Source organism: Tessaracoccus sp. MC1627, assembly GCF_014164725.1.
Taxonomy (GTDB): Bacteria; Actinomycetota; Actinomycetes; order Propionibacteriales; family Propionibacteriaceae; genus Arachnia.
In genome coordinates, this window is record NZ_JACJGA010000001.1 from 336,284 (window position 1) to 355,443 (window position 19,160).

20 protein-coding genes are annotated in these 19,160 nt (G+C 69.9%); 9 read left to right on the plus strand and 11 right to left on the minus strand.

The features are described from left to right. Nucleotides 1–17 precede the first annotated feature (17 nt). Together H5399_RS01470 and H5399_RS01475 are read right to left on the minus strand one after the other, a co-directional pair. A complete protein-coding gene (locus H5399_RS01470; protein ID WP_182781254.1) occupies nt 18–506 on the minus strand; it encodes a hypothetical protein in 489 nt (162 codons plus the stop codon). Next, nucleotides 476–700 carry a lipopolysaccharide assembly protein LapA domain-containing protein gene (locus tag H5399_RS01475; RefSeq protein WP_182781255.1) on the minus strand — a complete coding sequence of 75 codons (225 nt, stop codon included), beginning with the start codon at nt 698–700 and terminating at the stop codon, nt 476–478. The genes H5399_RS01470 and H5399_RS01475 overlap by 31 nt, the downstream gene beginning before the upstream one ends. A gap of 163 nt (nt 701–863) precedes the next feature. Between H5399_RS01475 and H5399_RS01480 the strand changes: the two genes are divergently transcribed. From H5399_RS01480 to H5399_RS01500, 5 genes are all read left to right on the plus strand, one after another. Further along, nucleotides 864–1,355, plus strand: coding sequence for a DUF1269 domain-containing protein (locus H5399_RS01480; RefSeq protein WP_182781256.1), 492 nt, complete (start codon nt 864–866; stop codon nt 1,353–1,355). A 78-nt stretch (nt 1,356–1,433) separates the two neighbouring features. Continuing rightward, the gene (locus H5399_RS01485) at nt 1,434–2,996 is read left to right on the plus strand and encodes an SLC13 family permease (protein WP_182781257.1); all 1,563 of its coding nucleotides are present in this window, start codon (nt 1,434–1,436) and stop codon (nt 2,994–2,996) included. A gap of 187 nt (nt 2,997–3,183) precedes the next feature. Next, the gene (locus tag H5399_RS01490; RefSeq protein WP_182781258.1) at nt 3,184–4,392 is read left to right on the plus strand and encodes a hypothetical protein; all 1,209 of its coding nucleotides are present in this window, start codon (nt 3,184–3,186) and stop codon (nt 4,390–4,392) included. A gap of 65 nt (nt 4,393–4,457) precedes the next feature. Then, nucleotides 4,458–4,826, plus strand: a complete 369-nt coding sequence (locus H5399_RS01495; protein ID WP_182781259.1) for an SHOCT domain-containing protein — start codon at nt 4,458–4,460, stop codon at nt 4,824–4,826. A gap of 394 nt (nt 4,827–5,220) precedes the next feature. Further along, a complete protein-coding gene (locus tag H5399_RS01500; RefSeq protein WP_220490697.1) occupies nt 5,221–7,677 on the plus strand; it encodes a glycoside hydrolase family 3 protein in 2,457 nt (818 codons plus the stop codon). A gap of 402 nt (nt 7,678–8,079) precedes the next feature. Here the strand turns inward: H5399_RS01500 and H5399_RS01505 are convergent, their stop codons facing one another. The 7 genes from H5399_RS01505 to H5399_RS01535 form a co-directional block, all read right to left on the minus strand. Beyond that, on the minus strand, nt 8,080–8,814 hold the full coding sequence (locus H5399_RS01505) for an FMN-binding negative transcriptional regulator (protein ID WP_182781260.1): 735 nt from the start codon (nt 8,812–8,814) through the stop codon (nt 8,080–8,082). Nucleotides 8,815–8,884: 70 nt separating this feature from the next. Then, a complete protein-coding gene (locus H5399_RS01510) occupies nt 8,885–9,340 on the minus strand; it encodes a GyrI-like domain-containing protein (protein WP_182781261.1) in 456 nt (151 codons plus the stop codon). Between the two features lie 58 nt (nt 9,341–9,398). Beyond that, nucleotides 9,399–9,638 carry a helix-turn-helix transcriptional regulator gene (locus H5399_RS01515; protein WP_182781262.1) on the minus strand — a complete coding sequence of 80 codons (240 nt, stop codon included), beginning with the start codon at nt 9,636–9,638 and terminating at the stop codon, nt 9,399–9,401. Further along, nucleotides 9,638–10,378, minus strand: a complete 741-nt coding sequence (locus tag H5399_RS01520) for a hypothetical protein (protein ID WP_182781263.1) — start codon at nt 10,376–10,378, stop codon at nt 9,638–9,640. The genes H5399_RS01515 and H5399_RS01520 overlap by 1 nt, the downstream gene beginning before the upstream one ends. A gap of 95 nt (nt 10,379–10,473) precedes the next feature. Further along, nucleotides 10,474–11,388, minus strand: a complete 915-nt coding sequence (locus H5399_RS01525; RefSeq protein ID WP_220490699.1) for an alpha/beta hydrolase — start codon at nt 11,386–11,388, stop codon at nt 10,474–10,476. A gap of 5 nt (nt 11,389–11,393) precedes the next feature. Beyond that, entirely contained in the window at nt 11,394–12,383 is a 990-nt protein-coding gene (locus tag H5399_RS01530; protein ID WP_182800220.1) for an alpha/beta hydrolase, read from the minus strand. A gap of 80 nt (nt 12,384–12,463) precedes the next feature. Next, nucleotides 12,464–12,925 carry an Lrp/AsnC family transcriptional regulator gene (locus H5399_RS01535; RefSeq protein ID WP_182781264.1) on the minus strand — a complete coding sequence of 154 codons (462 nt, stop codon included), beginning with the start codon at nt 12,923–12,925 and terminating at the stop codon, nt 12,464–12,466. Nucleotides 12,926–13,023: 98 nt separating this feature from the next. Between H5399_RS01535 and H5399_RS01540 the strand changes: the two genes are divergently transcribed. From H5399_RS01540 to H5399_RS01550, 3 genes are all read left to right on the plus strand, one after another. After that, nucleotides 13,024–13,644 carry a LysE family translocator gene (locus H5399_RS01540; protein WP_182781265.1) on the plus strand — a complete coding sequence of 207 codons (621 nt, stop codon included), beginning with the start codon at nt 13,024–13,026 and terminating at the stop codon, nt 13,642–13,644. A gap of 122 nt (nt 13,645–13,766) precedes the next feature. Next, nucleotides 13,767–14,741: a squalene cyclase gene (locus H5399_RS01545; RefSeq protein WP_182781266.1), complete on the plus strand. Its 975-nt coding sequence runs from the start codon at nt 13,767–13,769 to the stop codon at nt 14,739–14,741. An 82-nt stretch (nt 14,742–14,823) separates the two neighbouring features. Further along, entirely contained in the window at nt 14,824–15,789 is a 966-nt protein-coding gene (locus H5399_RS01550) for a hypothetical protein (RefSeq protein ID WP_182781267.1), read from the plus strand. 25 nt (nt 15,790–15,814) lie between these two features. Here H5399_RS01550 and H5399_RS01555 read toward each other — a convergent pair whose 3' ends face one another. Next, nucleotides 15,815–16,534 (minus strand): NYN domain-containing protein, encoded by a 720-nt coding sequence (locus tag H5399_RS01555; protein ID WP_182781268.1) that lies wholly within the window; start codon nt 16,532–16,534, stop codon nt 15,815–15,817. A 48-nt stretch (nt 16,535–16,582) separates the two neighbouring features. Further along, on the minus strand, nt 16,583–17,626 hold the full coding sequence (locus H5399_RS01560) for a LacI family DNA-binding transcriptional regulator (RefSeq protein WP_182781269.1): 1,044 nt from the start codon (nt 17,624–17,626) through the stop codon (nt 16,583–16,585). 225 nt (nt 17,627–17,851) lie between these two features. Here H5399_RS01560 and H5399_RS01565 point away from each other — a divergent pair, with 225 nt between their 5' ends. Continuing rightward, nucleotides 17,852–19,156 carry an ABC transporter substrate-binding protein gene (locus H5399_RS01565; protein ID WP_182781270.1) on the plus strand — a complete coding sequence of 435 codons (1,305 nt, stop codon included), beginning with the start codon at nt 17,852–17,854 and terminating at the stop codon, nt 19,154–19,156. Nucleotides 19,157–19,160: the final 4 nt, after the last annotated feature.

Sequence of the window (19,160 nt, forward strand, 5' to 3'; positions counted from 1 at the left end):
GCACAACGGACCAGAACTCAGCCGTCGACGTGGATCCCCCGCAGGGTGAGCGCCAGGTCTTCGAGGGTGTCCAGGACCTCGAAGAGAGCGTCCTCGGTGCCGAGCCGGAAGACCAAGGTGGTCGACGGCGGATTCTGGTAGACGTCCGCGGCGCCGAGGATCACCGACACGACGCCCGCGGCGTGGCCGTCCACCTCGACGCGGGCCAGCAACGGTTCGCCGGGCGGCTCGCTGTCCGGGCCCGCATGGTCCGGCGCCGGGCCGGCGCAGGGCCTCTCCAGCGAGCGCAGCCGCAGCCCCGCCCGGTGGAGGCGGTGCAGAACCCCCCACAGCTCGGCCGCGTCCACCACCGTGCCCCGCAGGAGCGTGCCGTCCGCCAGAGGTGTCGCCACCAGTCCGCCCAGCTCCGCGGTGAGGTCCGCGCCCACCTCGCCGTCCGCGTGGATGCGGATCTCCAGGGGCGCCGCCCGGCCGCCTACCGCCGACGACGGCTGATCAGCCAGCATGTTGCGAACCCTGCGAGGAAGACACCGCTCAACGTGATCCAGAGGGGAGCCTGGAACGTGAAGGCCAGCAGCTCGATGCCGACGATCTGACGGTTCTGGACGATGAACGCGATCGCCAGGACCGCGATGGCCACGCCCACCCAGGTGCGGGGCGAGCGGAGGAGACTGCTGCCGGTTTGCTGGGCGTCGCTCATCGTGCGTCCTCTCCGGCCCGGCGGTCGCCTGGGCACACCCCATCCTCCCGCGCCGCGGCCCCGCGCGGATTACCCGTGAAGGGTGATGCCCGGGTGAGGGGCCGGGGGGAGGGTGGGCCCTGACGTTCCGCGCGCCCGCGCGGTCAAGGTTCAAGGAGCCACCATGTCCGAACTCATCATCATCGGCTACGACGATCACGCCACCGCCGAGCGCGCCCAGTCCAAGGTCATCGAACTTCAGCGGGACTTCGTCCTGAACCTCTCGGGGCTCGCCGTCGTGCGCGTCGACGAGGACGGCAAGAAGCACATCGACACCCCCGGATCCATCGTCGGGGTCTCCGCCACGGGCGGAGCGTTGTGGGGCATGATCATCGGCCTGCTGTTCCTCGTCCCCGGGCTGGGCATGCTGGTCGGCGGCGCGTGGGGCGCCCTCGCCGGCGTGGCGAGCAAGGCGGGCGTGAACCGCAGCCTGCGTGACCGCGTCGACGGCCTCCTCGAGCCCGGCAAGGCCGCCCTCGTGGTGATGGCCACCAAGATCACCGAGGACAAGTTCTCGGCCGCCATGGGCGAGTTCGGCGGCACCGTCCTGAAGACCTCGCTGTCCGACGCCGACGAGTCCGCCCTGGCCGAGGAGCTCTCCGGCTCGGAGGCCTGATCCCCCCTGGCCACCTCATCCCGCCCGGCTCATCCCCGCCGGGACCAGCAGCGATCAGCGAAGTCCTAGGAGCCCCCAGTGACCGACAGCGTCATCACACTCGTCGTCCTGGGGGCCACCGTCGTCCTCTTCGTCCTGGATCGCCTCCCCGTCGCCGTCGTGGCGTTGCTGGTCCCGCTGACCCTGTGGGCCACGGGCGTCCTCGAGCTGGGGGAGGCCACGGCCGGATTCGGCGATCCCACGGTCCTGTTCATCGCGGCCCTGTTCGTGGTGAGCGAGGCGCTGGACAAGACCGGGGTCACGGCCTGGGTGGGCAACTTCGCGATGAAGCACGGCGGGGACAGCCCCACCCGGCTGATGGTCACCGTGATGCTGGTGGTCGCGGTTCTGACGGCGCTGATCAGCCCCAACGGGGCGGTGGCGGCGCTGACCCCCGTGGTGGTGGTGATCGCCATCCGGGCGAAGCGGTCGCCGTCGGAGATGCTGCTGCCCACGGCCTTCGCCGCGCACGCGGGGTCCCTGCTCATGCTCACCGGGTCGCCGGTGACGGTCCTCGTGGCGGACTACGTCGAGGAGGTCACCGGCCAGCGGATGGGCCTGTTCACCATCGCCGCCGTCGGCGTCCCGCTGGTGCTCATCACCATCCTCATGGTCATCGGCTTCGGCTCGAAACTGATTCCGAGGCGCACCCCCGCCCGGGCATTGCGCGACTTCGGTGCCCACGGAGACACCCTGGCCGCGCACTACTCGGTTGCGGGCTCGCACGCCACGCTCATGGAGCGCGGCAGCGGCGCGGCCGAGTTCATCATCCCGCCCCGCTCGCAGTTCATCGGAGACGTGGTCCACCGGGGGATGGTGACCGAGAGCGGCGAGCTGGTGGTCGCCGCGATGCACCACCGGGGCCAGGACGTGCACGAGGAACTGACCCTGTCGGCAGGGGACACGCTGCTGCTCCAGGGGTCGTGGGAGGCGCTCGACAACGCCGCCAAGGACCCCGACATCATGGCCGTTGACGACCCCGACGCCGTCCGTCGGCAGGCCGTGCCCCTCGGCCTCGGAGCCAAGCGCGCCATCGGCGTCCTCGCGGCCATGGTGATCCTCCTGACGACGGGGCTCGTTCCGGCCTCCGTGGTGGGCATCGCCGCGGCCCTGGCGATGATCCTGCTTCGCGTCCTGACGGTCGAGGAGGGATACCGCGGGATCTCCTGGACCACCGTGATCCTCGTGGGCGGGATGATGTCGCTGTCGGCCGCCATGGTGAGCAGCGGCGCGGCCCAGACGCTGGCCGAGCGGCTCGTGGCGCTCATCGGCGACGCCGGCCCCTACGCGCTGCTCGCCGGCCTGTTCGTCATCACCGCGGTGCTCGGGCAGTTGATCAGCAACACGGCCACCGCGCTGATCGTCATCCCGGTCGGCATTTCGGCCGCGGCCCAGCTGGACGTGTCCGCGGTGCCGGTGCTCATCTCCGTGGCGGTGTTCGCGGCCGGCGCTCTGCTGACCCCCGTCGCCACCCCAGCCAACCTCATGGTCATGGAGGCCGCGGGCTACCGGTTCGGCGACTACTGGAAGCTGGGCCTCCCCCTGCTGATCGCCTATGGGCTGGTGGGCATCTTCCTGGTCCCGCTCATCTGGGGATTCTGACCCGACGGTTGTCCGGCGCGTCCGGCTCGTGTCGCGGCCGGGTCCGCCCCCAGGGTGGCACTCGCCGCCGTGACCGCGACGGCGGCCAGGGCAGCCCCGGACTCACCCGCTGCGGGGGATGCCGGGGGGTGCCGATGGGGCAAGTGTTGCGGTGTTCGGTTGTGCCCAACGGGAGGAAGACACTCATATGAACGCGGTTCTCGCCTTCGCCATCGTCATGGCGGTGTGGACGGTCAGCGACTGGGTGGCGAAGAAGACCCAGTCGCTGCTGTCGTCGCTGTTCGTGGCCTCGATCATCTTCTTCATCGGCTTCCTCACCGACATCTTCCCCGACGACCTGCTGGCCAGCTCCTCGCTGCTGGGCCTGGGTGGCGTCGTCGTGGGGTTCATCATCGTCCACCTGGGGACGTTGATCAGCATCGACGAGTTCAAGCGCCAGTGGAAGACGCTGGTGGTGGGCATCTCCACGGTCGTCGGCATCGGCGTCCTGCTGTGGATCGCCGGCTTCGTCTTCGGCGGTGGCCGGCGCCAGGGTGCTTATGATGGTGTGTCGCAGGCGATGGACTACGTGGTGGCCGGCATCGGATCGCTCAGCGGCGGCACCATCTCGGTCCTGATCATTCAGGAGGCGGCGTTGGGCGTCGGCCTCACCTCGGTGGCGATCTTCCCGGTGCTGATCGCCGCCCTGCAGGGGCTGATCGGATTCCCGCTCACGTCGATCATCCTGCGCCAGGAGGCCACCCGGCTGAAGGGCGAGTACCGCGCCGGACGGCTGGAGGCCCCGGCTGCGGCCACCTCGACGGCCGAGGCCGCACCGTCGAAGATGCCCGCGTTCCTCAGCACCACGCCAGGCACGCTGCTCGTGGTGGGCGCCGTGGTGCTGGTGTCGATCCTCATCAACAACCTCACCAGCGGCATCCTCAACACGTTCGTGGTGGCGCTGATCTTCGGCATCGCGCTGCGCGCGTTCGGAATCTTCAAGCCCGGCATCCTCAACGGCATCGACGCCTACGGCCTCATGATGCTGTCGATCATGATCCTGGTGTTCGGCCCGCTCGCCACCGTGGAGCCGGCCGATGTCGCTGCGCTGGCGGTTCCGCTGCTTCTCGCCTTCCTGTTCGGAGTGATCGGCATCGCGCTGTTCGCCGGGATCACGGGGAAGCTGCTCGGGTACACCATCCCGATGTCGATCGCCATCGGCCTCACCTCGCTGTACGGCTTCCCGGGAACCATGATCCTGTCGCAGGAAGCGGCCAAGGGCGCGGGCGAGAGCCCGGAGGAGGTCGCGGCCATCGAGGGCGCGATCCTTCCCAAGATGATCATCGCCGGCTTCTCGACAGTCACCATCACTTCCGTGGTCGTCACCGGGCTCATTGCGGGCCGCATCGGAAGCTGACCCAGTCCGCACCATCGGGACTCGGCGCCGCCGAGTGACCGTCTGCACACAGCAAGGAGGAAGACATGATTCGACGCAACAGGCGCCCCGGGCTCCTCGGCACCGCGGCCCGCACGGCCGTCATCGCGGGCACCGCCACCAAGGTCTCCGGCAGCGTGGCCGCCAAGCAGCAGGCCGCCGCATCCCAGGAACAGGAGCTCGCCTTCGCCCGGGCCCAGGCGCAGGAGGCCGCGATCAACGACGCGGCGGCTCGCGCGGTCGCGGCGCAGCAGGCCGCCGTCGCACCGGCTCCGGCGGCCCCGGCCCCCGTCGCGGCGGCTGAGGCCCCTGCCGACCCGCTGGCCCAGCTCGAGCGGCTGGCGGCGCTGCACGAGAAGGGTCTGCTGTCGGTTGAGGAGTTCACCGCGGCTAAGGCGAAGCTGCTCGGCCTCTGACCCGTTGCCCTTCCCGCGCGCGGGCGCACCCTCCGCGACCCACCCGGCCTGACGGCCCGGGTGGGTCGCTGGCGTTTCCGACGCCTGCGTTCCTTCCCGACGCCTGCGTCCCTTTCCGACGCCTGCGTTCCTTCCCGACGCCTGCGTCCCGTCGCGAGCCGCCTGCCCTCGGTTCGGTGGCCCGCGCTGTAGCGCGGGCCGTGCGAGCTAAGGCAGGCGCCAGGGTCCGGGCCCCGGCAGGGGGAGGCCTAATCGGATGCCCGCCTCGCGGCGCTCCAGGGGCCTGGCACCGTCGAAGCGATTCGCTTAAGATGGGGTCTCTACACAGTGGTGGCTCAGGATCGGTCTATCGTCTGAGAACCCACACTCTGCACAGCCCTCCCAGGAGCCCCATATGCCGCAGGAACTCTGGCGCCTCTACCGCAAGGCGATGCACACCGTCGTCAACAGCCTGTCGCAACAATCGGCCGACATCGTCGACACCGACCGCACCGTCTCAGACCCGCTCGTCGAGCTGTGCCGTCGATCGGCCGCAGAGGGCGTGGTGCTGCTGCGGAACGAGCGCGGGGTGCTGCCGCTGTCGGCGGGCGCGGAGGTCGCGGTGTTCGGGCGCGTGCAGTGCGACTGGTTCGCCGTCGGCTACGGCTCCGGCGGCGACGTGAAGCCGCCCTACAGCGTGTCCCTGCTGGAGGCGCTGCGGGAGGCGGGTGTCGCGGTGAGCGGCGAGCTGGCCGCCGCCTACGAGGCCTGGTCCGCCGCCAACCCGCCCGACGAGGGGTACTGGGGCAACTGGCCGCGACACTTCGAGGAGATGCCGCTGGATCCCGGGCTGGTGTCGCGGGTGGCGAACACGGCGGAGGTGGCCGTCGTGGTGATCGGACGCGCCGCCGGTGAGGACCGCGAAAACGTCCTGGAGAAGGGCTCCTACTACCTCACCGACGCCGAGCGCTCCATGCTGGACGCCGTCGTCGCACGGTTCGAGCGGGTGGTGGCCGTCGTCAACACTGGCAACGTGATGGACCTGCGGTGGGTGGAGGAGTACGGGGATCGCCTTGCGGGCCTGATCCTCGCGTGGCAGGGCGGAATGGAGGGGTCGCGGGCGGTGGCAGACGTGCTCACAGGGGCGGTGTCGCCCTCGGGTCGCCTGACCGATACCATCGCCCGCCGTTACGAGGACTACCCGACGGCGGGCAACTTCGGCGACAAGGAGTTCAACAACTACGCCGAGGACGTGTTCGTCGGCTACCGCTACTTCGAGACCTTCGCCCGCGACGCCGTGCAGTTCCCGTTCGGCTTCGGGCTGTCCTATGCCGCGTTCGGGTTCTCAGATGCCGAGCTCGCGGCCGACGACGAGGTGCGGGTCGCCGTCGAGATCACCAACACAGGGTCGCGGGCGGGGCGTGAGGTGGTGCAGCTCTACGTGCAGGCGCCCGACGGCGCGCTGGGAAAGCCCGCGCGGGCGCTCGTGGCGTATGCGAAGACGCGCGAGCTGGCGCCCGGGGAGTCGGAGCGGGTGCAGCTGACCGTCCCGGTGGACGCCCTGGCGTCCTACGACGACGGCGGTGCCACCGGGCACCGCTCGGCGTGGGTCCTCGAGCCAGGGGCCTACCGCTTCTTCCTGGGCGCGGACGTGCGGTCCGCCGTCGAGGTGGGGGAGTTCACGGTGCGTGAGCTGCGGGTCGTGGAGCAGTTGGCCGAGGCGTGCGCCGTCGATCCGGGGGCCGCGTTCCGTCGGATGACCGTGTTCCGTGCCGGCGGCGTCACCCGGCCGGGATGGGAGGACGTGCCGGTGCGCACCGTCGACCTGCGGACCCGCATTGCGGAGCACCTCCCAGCGGAGGTGCCGGTGACAGGTGACCGGGGTATCGCGCTGGGTGATGTCGCGGCGGGGCGGAAGTCGATGGAGGAGTTCGTCGCGCAGCTCAGCGACGAGGAGCTCGAGGCGCTCACCCGCGGGCACGGGCGCATGAACAGCCCGCTCGGCGCCGCCGGCAACGCCGGCGTGTTCGGCGGGATCCTCGAGACACTCCGCGCCAAGGGGGTGCCGCCGGTCACCTGCACCGACGGACCGTCGGGCATTCGGCTGAGCGCCTACGCATCGCTGCTGCCGTGCGGGACCGCGCTGGCCTCCACCTGGGACCCGGCGCTGGTGCGCGAGCTTGCCGCCGAGCACGGCCGCGAGATGGTCCGCAAGGGCTCCGACGTGCTGCTCAGCCCGGGCATGAACATTCACCGTGATCCGCTGTGCGGACGCAACTTCGAGTACTTCTCCGAGGACCCGCTGGTCACCGGCCGGATGGGGGCAGCAGTTGTGGCGGGTGTCCAGTCGCAGGGGGTTGCGGCGTGTTCGAAGCACTTCGCCGCAAACAACCAGGAGACCAACCGCAGCAGGCACGACTCCCGGGTCTCCGAGCGGGCCTTGCGCGAGATCTACCTCAAGGGCTTCGAGATCTGCGTCAAGGAGGCACGGCCGCAGACCATCATGACCTCCTACAACAAGATCAACGGAGTGTGGGCGCACTACAACTACGAGCTCGTCACAACGATCCTGCGGGAGCAGTGGGGCTATGAGGGCATGGTGATGACCGACTGGTGGATGCAGCACTCCCGCGACCCCCACTTCCCTGACGTGTGGGACTCCGCCTACCGGGTGCGGGCGGGGGTCGACGTGCTGATGCCGGGCTCCACCGTCGACTGGTTACGGAAGGGGAAGGACCGCTCGCTGCTGCGCTCGCTGGCGAAGACCGACGGCGTACGCCGGGCCGAGATCCAGGCGGTCGCTGGGCGGGTGCTGCGCTTCGTCATGGGGTCGCGGCCGGTAACACCGCGTATTGCCCCCACCGCTGGCTGAGGTGCCGCGTAGCGGCCTCGAAGCCTCGAGAACGTGAGCTGACAAGGAGCGTTTCTTAGGCTTCGAGGCTCGTCGCTGCGCTCCTCGCACCTCAGCCCGCGGGAAATGGCCCGGTGGCCTTCGCTCCTCGCACCTCAGCCGGCGGGGGGCTGCGCGAGGACAGTCAGGACGCCGGGCCGCGTCGAGCAGCCGGTAGGCGGTGTTGCGGCCAGGGTTCGAGATCTTGCTTGACGTCACGCATCGCCCGTGCGCGACGGCCAGCCAGATCGCCAGGGCCCTCCAATTCAGGGGATGGACGGGCGTTCGGCGCCGATGTCGCAGGTGCCGGAGGGAAGGGGTTTCGTGAGTGGTGATCTGGGGAGGCTAGACCGTCCGCTCTGCCACACTCCGGGAGGGGTCGTCTCAGGCCCCGCCGCGGGGCAGCGGGGCCACCGACTCGACGGCGTCCGCCACGCGGAGATCGCGCTCCCGGCCGCGCTCCCTGAGCCCCTCGACGACGCCTGCACGGTCCGCGTCGGTGCGGTTGCGCGAAAGCTTGAAGCGGCCCACCACCTCGGTGATCTCGAGTTCCACCCCCACGATCCCCTTCAGCATGGCCGTCGTGTAATCCATCGGCGCCTCGGCGCGGGACCAGGGGCCCCGGTGGGCATCTGCCGCGTGCGGCACATCCTTCAGGCGGTCGGCGTCCAGCGCCGTGGCCTGGGCCATCACCTCGGCGCGCAGGCGGTCGGGGTCGCGGTGAACACGCAGCCAGCCCGCGAGCTGCACCTGCTCGTAGTCCCACGTCCCGACGGCGCGGCCCGCCGCCCGGCCGCGGGCATCCCCGCCGTGCTCGGACGGCTGGATGCTCGGGTACCAGCGCGGGCTCACGTACGAGTGGGCACCTTCGATGACTACCCGGCAGGGCGTGACCGCGCCGTCGGGGAGATCGAACTGCGGGTTGCTGGCCGACGCGTGGGCGATCAGGCGCCCCTGCCCCCAGACGGTGGGCAGCAGTGTCGCGGAAGGGACGCCGTCCCCGCCCGTGATCCACAGCGCCGCCCCGACCTCCGCGAGCAGCGCCCGGCAACGCTCGACGTCGTCCACCCGCTGGCTGCTGGGGACGTAGACCCTGCTCCGCGGCGGCTCTGGATGCATGCCGGAATGTTACCCCCACCCCGTCTACCGCCCGCGGGCGACCCCTGCCGCGATCCTGACCCCGGGGCCGTCAGGCCAGCGGCCAGACGATCAGCGTCCGCCACGTCGCGGGGTCGGGCTCGGCCGCTGGGTCGCTGAGGTACTGCTCCCACATCCCCTCGGCCAGCGCCATGCCCTCCAGCTTCACCCAGGTCATCAGCTCGCCGTAAGTGCTCTCCAGCTGCTCGTACGGACCCTGGTGGGTGCCGACGATCGCCTGCCCGCCGGGCAGTTCGAACGGCTGTACGTCGCCGGCCGCGACTGTTGTCGACACCGGGAACCCGATCGACACGTCGACGGTCTCCCCCGGCATCGAGTGGTAGTAGCCGAAGGGCGGCCCGGTGACGGTGGCGCCCTGCTCGGTGACTGCGCGCATCACCTGCGAGAAGCCGGTGTCGAACGCCGTCGTGAGCTCGGCCACGGGCACGTTCCGCCGGACCGCCGCCGCCTGCTGCGCATCGATGGTGCTGATGCTGAACTCGGTCATCACATCCTCCTCGGCCCCGACGCTGGGGCCCTCGTGTTCAGTATGCGCCGGAACCAGGTCAGCGTCGCGGCCCGTCGAGCACCAGCAGCTCACCCACGTCACAGTCCAGCACGCGGCAGATGGCACGCAGGGTGGAGAAGCGGACCGCCCGGGCACGGTCATTCTTCAGGATGCTGAGGTTGACCATGCTCACCCCCACCAGCTCGCTCAGCCGGGTCAGGGTCATCCCACGATCCGCGAGCAGTTCGTCCAGGCGGCAGTGGATGCCCGTGTCCTCCTCAGGCTCGGCCGGGACCATCAGACGAGCCCGGCGGTGTCGCGCTCGAGAGCCTCCCCGTAGCGGAACGCGGCCGCGACGGCGGCGAGGGCGAACCCGGTGAAGATCGGCCAGAACTGGATGGTGATCCCGAGGCGCGGTTCGGGCATGAGCACGGTGGGATCGTCGATCCCCAGCGACTCGTCCCAGCTCCACCCCACGGCCCCGAGAACCTCGTTGGCGGCCATAGACTCCCCGATGCCGGTGCACACCTGCCACAGGATGCCGCCCCCGATGAGCGCGGCGGCCGCCAGAAGCACGGCCTTGCGCACGACGGGCCGGAACGGCTCCCCGGCCAGGAGGCGGTGGGCGATGAGGAAGACCGCCGCGGTGACGGCCAGCTGGGTGAGGCCCTGCACCAGGGTTCCCGCGGCGAGGAGCGCCCGGGCGCCCATGCCGAGGCCTGACACCGAGGACAGCGTCTCGGTGAAGCCACCGCCGACGATGCGGGCGTCGCCGCCCGGGGTCATCTCGACGCCCTCGGGGAGAACGGGCCAGAACGTCTGGACGGGGAGCGCCACCTCGATCGTCTCCAGCGTGACCTGGCCCACCACCGCGACCACGGTCAACACCAGGACGATCACCGCATAGACGGCAGCTCCTCCTCGCACCACCCGTAGCGCCGTCGCGCCTCCGCCCACCCGGCCGCGCGCGATGAGGGCCACGAGGGCGACCACCAGGGCCGCCGCCACCACTACCAAGCCTGCTGCCCCTGCGAACATCTCCGCTCCTTAACGATTCTCGATAACAACGTTCATCGATAAGGTACGCGCCGACACGGGCCCAGCGCAAGGGGCAGGGGCTCGACGGCTCTTGGCTACGCCAGGGTGTCGCCCAGCCACTGCCGGGCCCGGCCGACCACGCCTCGGGCCAACTCGCTGCCCGGGGCCCATGCCTCAACCCCGTGGGGCGCGCCCGAGATGACGTCCAGCGTGGTGTCCACCCCGGCCGCCCTGAGCCGTTCCGCGTACCGGACGACCTCGTCGTGGAACAGTTCGATGTCGGAGGCGTAGAGCCACGCGGGCGGCAGCCCGGAGAGGTCCTCGCGCCGGGCGGCGACTGCGTAGCGCGGCACGTCGTCGGTCGCGAAGGCTGCGCCCAGATAGGAACGCCACCCCACCAGGTTGGAGCGGTTGTTCCAGACGAAGTGGTCCTCGGCGTCGCGCGTGCGATCCCGCGCGGTGCGGTCGTCGAGCATGGGGCAGAACAGCCACTGCGCCGCGACACCCGCGCCCTCGTCGTGCAGGCGCTGGACCAGGCTGGCCGCCAGCCCGCCGCCGGCGCTCTGTCCACCGACGGCCAACCGGGCCGTCGAGATGCCCAACTGCCCGGCGTGGAACGTCAGCCACTCCCAGCCGCGATGCGCGTCGTCGAGGGCCGCGGGGAAGGGGTGTCGCGGGGCGAGGCGGTAGTCGACCGAGACGATCACGACCCCCAGTTGCTGGGCAGTGTCGCCGCAGAAGCGGTCGTCCATGGCTGCGGCGCCCAGCACCAGCCCGCCGCCGTGGATCCACAGCAGCCCGGCGCCCGACGGGGTCGCGGGTGTGTAGACCCGGAGTCGTGCGCCGTCGCCCAGGCGAACAATCCGTCGGCTTACTCCGTCCACCCGCTTGCCCGGGATCACCCGCGACACTCGCCCTGCCGCGGCCAGGACCACACGGTTCTCCAGATGCATGGCGGGCATCCGGCCGAGCCGGGCGCGGAGCTCCGGATCAACCCGAGAGATGTCCACCGCGGTCAGCCGAGCTCGGCGAGCTCGCGCTCCAACGCCGCCAGGGCTTCGGGCGAGACCGCGCCCGGCTGATGCCCGAGCGCCTGGCGGATCGACGCCGACCCGACGAAGGGGTCGGTCTCCATCGCGGCGGCCAGGGCCGGGGCGTGCCGGCGGAGCGAGTCGGCTGCGCGCTCGTCGGCGACGAGGCGTCCGAGCGGCATGTCCAGGCTCACGCGACGGCGGTTGAGCAAGGTCTGGTAGGTCTCGGGCTCGCCCTCCACGGCGAAGTCCCCGAAGACGGTGCGGAGGAAGCGCACGGAATCCGGCAGCCACCCCGCGACCGACGACTCCACCATCGGCCCTTGTCCGCTAGCGGTCAGCGGCTTGGCGAGGCTGATCCCGTGCGGACCCAGGAGATAGATGTGCGACTCGAACGGCACGGCATGCTCGGCCAGCGCAGCGAGGAAGGCGATCGAGTTGCGGATGGGCACGACGGTGTCGTCTGAGGTGCTGAACAGGAAGGTGGGCGGGGTGTCGGCGGAGACGTGGCTGGGCACGTCGACGATCTCCTTGCCCACGGGCGGGCCGAACTCCTCCAGCGTCACTGGGTAGCAGGCCACCAGCGCGTCGGGCTTGTCCTCGGCGGCGGTGGCGAGGCTCGCGGCCAGGTGCCCGCCGGCGGAGAACCCGACGACGGCGACCTTCGCGGGGTCGATGTGCAGCTCGGCGGAGTTGTCGCGGATCCAGGCCAGCGCGGCCTTCGCGTCGTCGAACGACATCTCGAACGGCGACTCGGGCCCGACGGCGTAGCGCAGCACGAAGGCGTTGAAGCCCTCAGCGAGGTACGCGAGCGCGATGGGCTCTGCCTCGCGGTCCGAGGTGATGAAGTAGCCGCCGCCGGGGAGGACGAGGACGGCGGGGCGGACGGCTGCGTTGGCGAGCTCGGCGCTCGGCTCCTGGACGTAGCAGGTGAGGGGGGCGTCGTGGCCGACGGTCTGGGTGAAGATCTGCATGGCCCCATTCTTCCTGCACGCCCGAGCGCGGGGGAGCTGGGACCGTCCGACGCGTGTTCGGGCCTGGACCGGGTGCCCCGTCACCGCCTGCCGAGGGGTGGGGGACGGTTGTCCACCACCGTCTTCATCACCAGGGTCGAGACCAGCTTCTGCACCCCAGGCAGGGTGGAGAGTCCCTCGTCCCAGAGGCGCTGATACTCCGGCAGATCGGCGCAGAGGATGCGGAGCAGGTAATCGGGGTCGCCGAAGAGCCGCTGCGCCTGGACGACGGCGGGGATGGCGTGGACGCTGCGCTCGAAGGCGTCGATCGTCTCGTGATCCGCGCTGCGCATCGTGATGAACAGGAGCGCCTCGAACTCGAGGCCCAGGGCCTTCGGGTCCAGGGAGGCGTGATAGCCGGCGATGACGCCGTCGCTCTCGAGCTTGCGCACCCGTCGATGACAGGGCGACAGGCTGAGCTGCACCCGATCCGCCAGCTCGGTCAGCGAAAGGCGGCCGTCCTCGACGAGCTCAGCAAGAATCTTCCTGTCGATAGCGTCCATGGCGTGAAGTCTTCCACCGTCCAGCCGGTTCGACGAAGAAGTGGCAAATATTTCGGACGCTCGCGTGAGTAGCGTCGAGGCGACGGAGAGGCAACAAGATGGATCTGAGTGCGGCGGTGGCGTTCGCGGGCGTGTCGATGCTGTTCGTGCTGACGCCGGGGGCGGACTGGGCCTACGCCATCGCCGCGGGCCTGAGGCACCGCAGCGTGGCGCCCGCCGTCGTGGGGATGCTGGCGGGGCATCTCCTCGCGACGCTCATCGTCGCCGCGGGAGTGGGGGCGCTGGTGGCCCGGCTCCCGCTCGCGCTGGCGCTGCTCACCGGCGTCGGGGCGGCCTACCTGCTGTGGCTGGGCTACCGGACATGGGTGGCGCCGTCGACGATCCGTGCGGGCGATGCAGACGGCGACGCCGGCGCCCTGCGCAACGCCGTCGCCGGGTTCGCCGTGAGCGGCCTCAATCCGAAGGTCGTGCTGCTGTTCCTCGCCCTGCTGCCACAGTTCGCCCGAGAGGACGCCGCGCTGCCGATGTGGGCGCAGCTGCTCGCGCTCGGCGGGGTCCACCTCCTCAACACAGCCGTCGTCTACTTCGCGGTGGCCGCCTCAGCCAAGGTGATGCTGCGTAGCCGCCCCGCCGTCGCGCTGGCGGTCAGCAGGGCCAGCGGCGTGATCATGATGGCGCTCGGCGGGTTCCTCCTCCTCGAGCAGTTCCACCTGGCGTGAGCTTCCCCCGTCGCTCCCGGGTGCACGACACGCCGTGCGAGTGCGCCCGCGATGCCGCAGTTGTCGTCGAGGTTCCTTCGCGACGGCGTGTCGTGCACGCGAGAGGCGCCTAGGCTCATCGCATGCCTGAGGACCCCGAACTCATCGATTGGCTGCTCGACACGGACCCGGCACTGCGCTGGCAGGTCCAACGCGACCTTCTCGGCGAACCCGACGCCGTCTGGCAGGCCACGCGCGCCCAGATCGCCACCAGCGGGATGGGCGCGCGCCTCCTCGCACTCCAGGACGACGACGGGCAGTGGGCGGGCGGGGCGTACTTCCCCACCCGGGCGGACCCGCGAGCGCTCAACCACCCCGACGACGACGAGGGCCAGCCTTACACCGCCACCACCTGGACCCTGAACACGCTGCGGGAGTGGGGTCTGGACGCCTCGGCGCTGGCCGGGACCGCCGAGAAGCTCGCGGCCAACAGCCGCTGGGAGTACGACGACCTGCCCTACTGGGGCGGCGAGGTGGACTGCTGCATCAACGCGTTCACCCTGGCCAACGGCGCCTGGCTAGGGGCCGACGTGAGCGGGATCGCCGACTGGTTCCCGGCCCACCAGCAGGCCGACGGGGGCTGGAACTGCGAGTGGGTGGAGGGGTCGACGCGGTCCTCCTTCCACTCCACCCTGAACTCGCTGCGGGGGATCCTCTCGTACGAGCGGGCGGTCGGCGGCCACGACGGGCTCAAGGCCGCACGCCATCGGGCGCAGGAGTACCTGCTGGAACGCCGGCTGATGTACAGGCTGAGCACCGGCGATGTGGTGGGTGAGTGGGTGGGCTACTTTGCCTACCCGTTCCGGTGGTTCTACAGCGCCCTCAACGTGCTGGACCACCTGCGGGAGGCATCGGAGTTCGACGGCGTGCCTCCGGACCCCAGGGCCGCCGAGGCGATCGAGCTGGTCCGGGCGGCACGGCTTGATGACGGCCGTTGGCCGCAGGGAGGGCGCTACAAGGGCCAGGTGTGGTTCGACATCGACGTCCCGAAGGGTGAGCCGTCACCGTGGCTGACCTTCCACGCCATCAGGGTGCTCCGCTGGTGGGACGAACTGTGAACAACCTCACGCAAGGGGAGCGAGGTTGTGGATAACCCCCTATGGCCGAGAAATGGACCGACGTCACGGCTACGGTCAGTGCATGAGACCACTTGGGGGGCCCGCCCGGGCGCTTGTTCTTCTGCCATTGCTCCTCGTTGTCACCGGTTGCGTGAAGCTGGACGCCGACATCGAGATCACCGCGCGGGACACCGTGAACATGACCATGCTGCTCGCCATCCAGGACGAGTACGCGGACTCGCTGGACGGGTCCTGTGAGGCGGAGCCCGGCGTCACGGTCACGCCCTACAACGAGGGGGGCTTCATCGGCTGCGTGCAGGAGGCCAGCAACGCACCGCTCGATGCCATGGCCGGCTCGTCCGACACGCTCACCATCGTCCACCAGGACGGCGAATACACCTTCGTCATGGCTGGGAGTGAGCTGAGTGGGGAATCGGGCGCAGACTCGACGATGGCGGCTGCGATGTTCACGGACTTCAGGGTCGCGGTGACGTTTCCGGGTGAGGTGATCTCGCACAGCGGATCGAGCACGGTGGACGGCACCACCGTCACGTGGACAAACGCCACGGACCTGATGTCCGCCGAAGGGCTGAGGGCGACGGCGAAGGAGGCGAATGCGCTCCTCACGCTGCTGCCGTGGCTGGGGGCAGGGCTCCTGGTGGCGGCCGGGATCGTCGTGGGGCTTCTTCTGTGGAAGCGCACGACTGCCGGCGCGCCGCCTCCGCCTGGGCCCGCGCCGTGGTCTGGCCCGGCGCAGCCCGGTCCGGGCTATCCGCCACCGCCCGGGGGCTACCCGCCACCGCCCGGGGGCTACCCGCCACCGCCCGGGGGCTATCCGGCTGCTCCCGCGTATCCACCCCCAGCTGATCCGGCAGGCGGCTATGCGCCCCCTCCGCCGACGGGTGGGTCAGCCGCCCAGCCGCCACAGCGCGATGTGCGCGACTATGCCGACACGTCCTACATGGACTCGCCGCAGCCGGAGTCGCCGCCCGCCCACGAGCCGCCACCCAACGAGCCACCACGCAATCCGTGGGGCCCGCCGGGCTGAGCCCGCCGTCGAGCCTCTGGAGCGGTCACTTGGGCTGGACCAGCACCTCGTTCGGCTTGGACTGGATGACGTACCCGGGGTGCGCCGCGAACAGGTCCTTGAGCTTGGCGAAGCCCCAGGTGCGGGAGTCGAAGTCCGACGCCAACCGCGACAGGTTGCTGCCCACCACGCCGAGGTTGGCCCAGTTGTCGTCGCCCGCGGCCGCGTTGACGGCCTCCGCCAGGAGCTTGTCCAGGAAAGCGTCGGTGGTGAGCTTCTGGGTGGTCACCGTCGCAGCCTTGTTGACCGACGGCGCCGCCGTCGTCAGGTTCTCGACGTAGATGAACGTGTCGCACGCGGCCACGAAGGGCTTGGGCGTCTTGCGTTCACCGAAGCCGTAGACCAACCTGCCGTCCTCACGGATCCGGGCGGCCAGGCGGGTGAAGTCGCTGTCGCTGGAGACCAGACAGAAGCCGTCGAGGTTGCCGGCGTGGAGGAGGTCCATGGCGTCGATGATGAGCGAACTGTCCGTGGCGTTCTTGCCGGTGGTGTAGCTGAACTGCTGGATGGGTTGGATCGAGTGCTGGAGCAGCTCGGTCTTCCACGAGGTGAGCTGCGTCGACGTCCAGTCGCCGTAGGCGCGCCGGACGGAGGCGCGGCCGTACTTCGCCACTTCGACGAGTAGCTGGTCGATGTGGGTGGCGCGCGCGTTGTCGGCGTCGATCAGCACGGCCAACCGTGCTTCCCTCGGTGTCTCTTTGCTCATCTGGGTTCCCCTTCGTCGTGCACGAACCTACCGCGTGCGCGTCCTCCGTCAGCGCGCGGGCGGCGGGGCGGTGGTGGCCCGGACGATCAGCTCGGTCGGGACGACGACGCGGTCGTGGCGCGTCATCGCACCCGTCGACCTGATCTGTGACAGCACCAACTTCACCAGCGCGTGGCCGATCTGATCGAAGTTCTGCCGCACCGTCGTCAGCGGCGGATACGCGAACTCGCTCAGCGCGATCGCGTCGAACCCCACCACCGAGACGTCCTCAGGCACCCGCCGCCCCGCCTCGTGGAGGGCGCGGATCAACCCGAACGCCATTTCGTCGTTGGCGACGAACACCGCGGTCACGTCCGGGTCCTGCGCGATCCTCCTCCCCACCGCGTAGCCGGACGCAGGCGTCCAATCCCCCTGCCACACCGGGGGCGCGTGGCTGCCCGCCGCCTCGAGCGCACGCTCCCAGGCTCCGCGTCGCATCAAGGCCGGCTCCGATTCGGCCGGTCCGGACAGGTGGTGGACCATCCGGTGCCCGAGACCCAACAGGTGGCGGGTGGCGTCGCGGGCCCCCTGCACCTGGTCCGCCATCACCGCCGGGTAGTGGCCCACAAGCCGCGAATCCGACACGGCCACCGGCATTCCGGCGGGCAGAGTCAGGGTCTCTGGGGTGGCTTCCTCTGCGCGGATGATGACCAGGCCGTCGATGGCCTGGTTGGAGATGCGGTGCGCCGCGCTCTCCCAGTCCTCGGCGACGGCCGTCTCGTCGTCGATGCTGAGGAGCGTGACGGTGTAGCCCTCCTCGTCGGCCGCCTTCACCACGGCGCCGGTGGTGAGCACCTCGCCGGTGCGCTCGTAGCGGTGGGCCAGGAGGCCGATGGTGCCGAAGGAGCCGTTGCGCAGCGCCCGGGCGGCCCGGTTGGGGGAGTAGCCGAGCTGAGCGATGGCGGCCATCACCTTCGCTTTGGTCTCCGGGCGCACGGGATCCGCGCCCGTCGACACGCGCGACACGGTTTGTGCGGAGACGCCGGCCAGCCGGGCCACGTCTTCGATCGACGGGCCGGTCTTGCGTCGTCCTCGACCCGAGACGGTCCCCATGGCCGGGAGTGTAGCCCGGTTCAGATGTTGACGTCACCATTGGGGCGAAAGCAGCCGGCGAAGCGGGTGAACAAGTGTTATCAGACCGTTATCTACCCCCCTATGTCGGCCCCATGGGGACGTGCTACGTTTACGTAAACATTGGTCACCGACGTAGGCGAGGATGCCTTCCGGGACGCACCGACCCGTGCCTCGGTGCACGCCACAACAGACAAGGAAGTTTTCATGAATTCGTGGAAGAAGCTCGCGGCCATGGCCGTCGTGGTGCCACTGGCCCTCACCGCCTGCGGTGGAGACAACGGTTCAAGCGGGAGCAACGGTTCCGACGGGGACACCGGCGACGGCAAGCTCACCGTGTGGGCCTGGGACCCGGCGTTCAACATCTACGCACTCGAAGAGGCCACCAAGATCTACCAGCGGGACAACCCCGACGTGGAGGTCGAGGTCATTGAGACCCCCTGGGATGACCTGCAGACCAAGCTCACCACGCTGGCGCAGTCGCAGGAGACCGGCGAGCTGCCGGACATCTTCCTGATGCAGAACAACGCGTTCCAGAAGAACGTCATCAACTACCCGGACCTCTTCAACGACTACTCCGACACCGACGTGGACTTCAGCGAGTTCCCCGAGGGTGTCGTGGCCTACTCCACCGTCGACGGCGTCAACTACGGTCTTCCCTTCGACAACGGCACGGCCATCACCGCGCTGCGCACCGATGTGCTCGAGGAGGCCGGCTACACGATCGCGGACTTCACCGACATCACGTGGGACGAGTTCATCACCAAGGGCAAGGACGTGCTGGCCAAGACCGGCCAGCCGCTACTCTCCGGCCTGGCGGGTGCGTCCGACCTCCTCATGATGATGCTGCAGTCCGCCGGCGGCAGCCTGTTCGACGACGAGGGCAACCCCACCATCGTGGACAACGAGGCGCTGATCGCATCGATCGAGACCTACAAGGAACTCGTGGACTCGGGCGTCTTCGTCGAGGTCAACTCGTGGGACGAGTACATCGGCACCTTTGTGAACTCCAACGTGGCCGGCACCATCAACGGCGTGTGGATCCTTGGCTCCATCCAGTCCGCTCCTGACCAGAGCGGGCTCTGGGGCATCACCAACCTGCCCAAGTTCGACGGCATCGACGGCGCCACCAACTACTCCGCCAACGGTGGCTCCTCCTGGGCCATCAGCGCCAACGCGGACAAGGACCTCGCCGCGGACTTCCTGAACACCACCTTCGCCGGCTCCAACGAGTTCTACGACACGATCCTCCCCGCCTCGGGCGCGCTGGCCAACTGGCTGCCTGCCGCAGACAGCGACGTGTACTCCGAGCCGCAGGAGTTCTTCGGTGGAGAGCCGATCTTCACCCAGGTGCTGGACTTCGCAGCTCAGGTGCCGAGCAACAACACCGGCGCCTACTACTACGAGGGCCGCGACTCCGTCAGCGCCGCGCTCACCAAGATCGTCGCCGGTGGCGACATGACCACCGCTCTCGAGGAGGCCCAGCAGGCCGTCGAATTCGCAATGGAGTGATTCC

Coding starts and splice junctions, on each gene's coding strand:
- H5399_RS01545 (WP_182781266.1), top strand. CDS start 13,767: ATGCCTGAGGACCCCGAACTCATCGATTGGCTGCTCGACACGGACCCG.
- H5399_RS01535 (WP_182781264.1), bottom strand. CDS start 12,925: ATGGACGCTATCGACAGGAAGATTCTTGCTGAGCTCGTCGAGGACGGC.
- H5399_RS01565 (WP_182781270.1), top strand. CDS start 17,852: ATGAATTCGTGGAAGAAGCTCGCGGCCATGGCCGTCGTGGTGCCACTG.
- H5399_RS01540 (WP_182781265.1), top strand. CDS start 13,024: ATGGATCTGAGTGCGGCGGTGGCGTTCGCGGGCGTGTCGATGCTGTTC.
- H5399_RS01500 (WP_220490697.1), top strand. CDS start 5,221: ATGCCGCAGGAACTCTGGCGCCTCTACCGCAAGGCGATGCACACCGTC.
- H5399_RS01520 (WP_182781263.1), bottom strand. CDS start 10,378: ATGTTCGCAGGGGCAGCAGGCTTGGTAGTGGTGGCGGCGGCCCTGGTG.
- H5399_RS01490 (WP_182781258.1), top strand. CDS start 3,184: ATGAACGCGGTTCTCGCCTTCGCCATCGTCATGGCGGTGTGGACGGTC.
- H5399_RS01505 (WP_182781260.1), bottom strand. CDS start 8,814: ATGCATCCAGAGCCGCCGCGGAGCAGGGTCTACGTCCCCAGCAGCCAG.
- H5399_RS01470 (WP_182781254.1), bottom strand. CDS start 506: ATGCTGGCTGATCAGCCGTCGTCGGCGGTAGGCGGCCGGGCGGCGCCC.
- H5399_RS01560 (WP_182781269.1), bottom strand. CDS start 17,626: ATGGGGACCGTCTCGGGTCGAGGACGACGCAAGACCGGCCCGTCGATC.
- H5399_RS01530 (WP_182800220.1), bottom strand. CDS start 12,383: ATGCAGATCTTCACCCAGACCGTCGGCCACGACGCCCCCCTCACCTGC.
- H5399_RS01475 (WP_182781255.1), bottom strand. CDS start 700: ATGAGCGACGCCCAGCAAACCGGCAGCAGTCTCCTCCGCTCGCCCCGC.
- H5399_RS01550 (WP_182781267.1), top strand. CDS start 14,824: ATGAGACCACTTGGGGGGCCCGCCCGGGCGCTTGTTCTTCTGCCATTG.
- H5399_RS01510 (WP_182781261.1), bottom strand. CDS start 9,340: ATGACCGAGTTCAGCATCAGCACCATCGATGCGCAGCAGGCGGCGGCG.
- H5399_RS01555 (WP_182781268.1), bottom strand. CDS start 16,534: ATGAGCAAAGAGACACCGAGGGAAGCACGGTTGGCCGTGCTGATCGAC.
- H5399_RS01515 (WP_182781262.1), bottom strand. CDS start 9,638: ATGGTCCCGGCCGAGCCTGAGGAGGACACGGGCATCCACTGCCGCCTG.
- H5399_RS01495 (WP_182781259.1), top strand. CDS start 4,458: ATGATTCGACGCAACAGGCGCCCCGGGCTCCTCGGCACCGCGGCCCGC.
- H5399_RS01480 (WP_182781256.1), top strand. CDS start 864: ATGTCCGAACTCATCATCATCGGCTACGACGATCACGCCACCGCCGAG.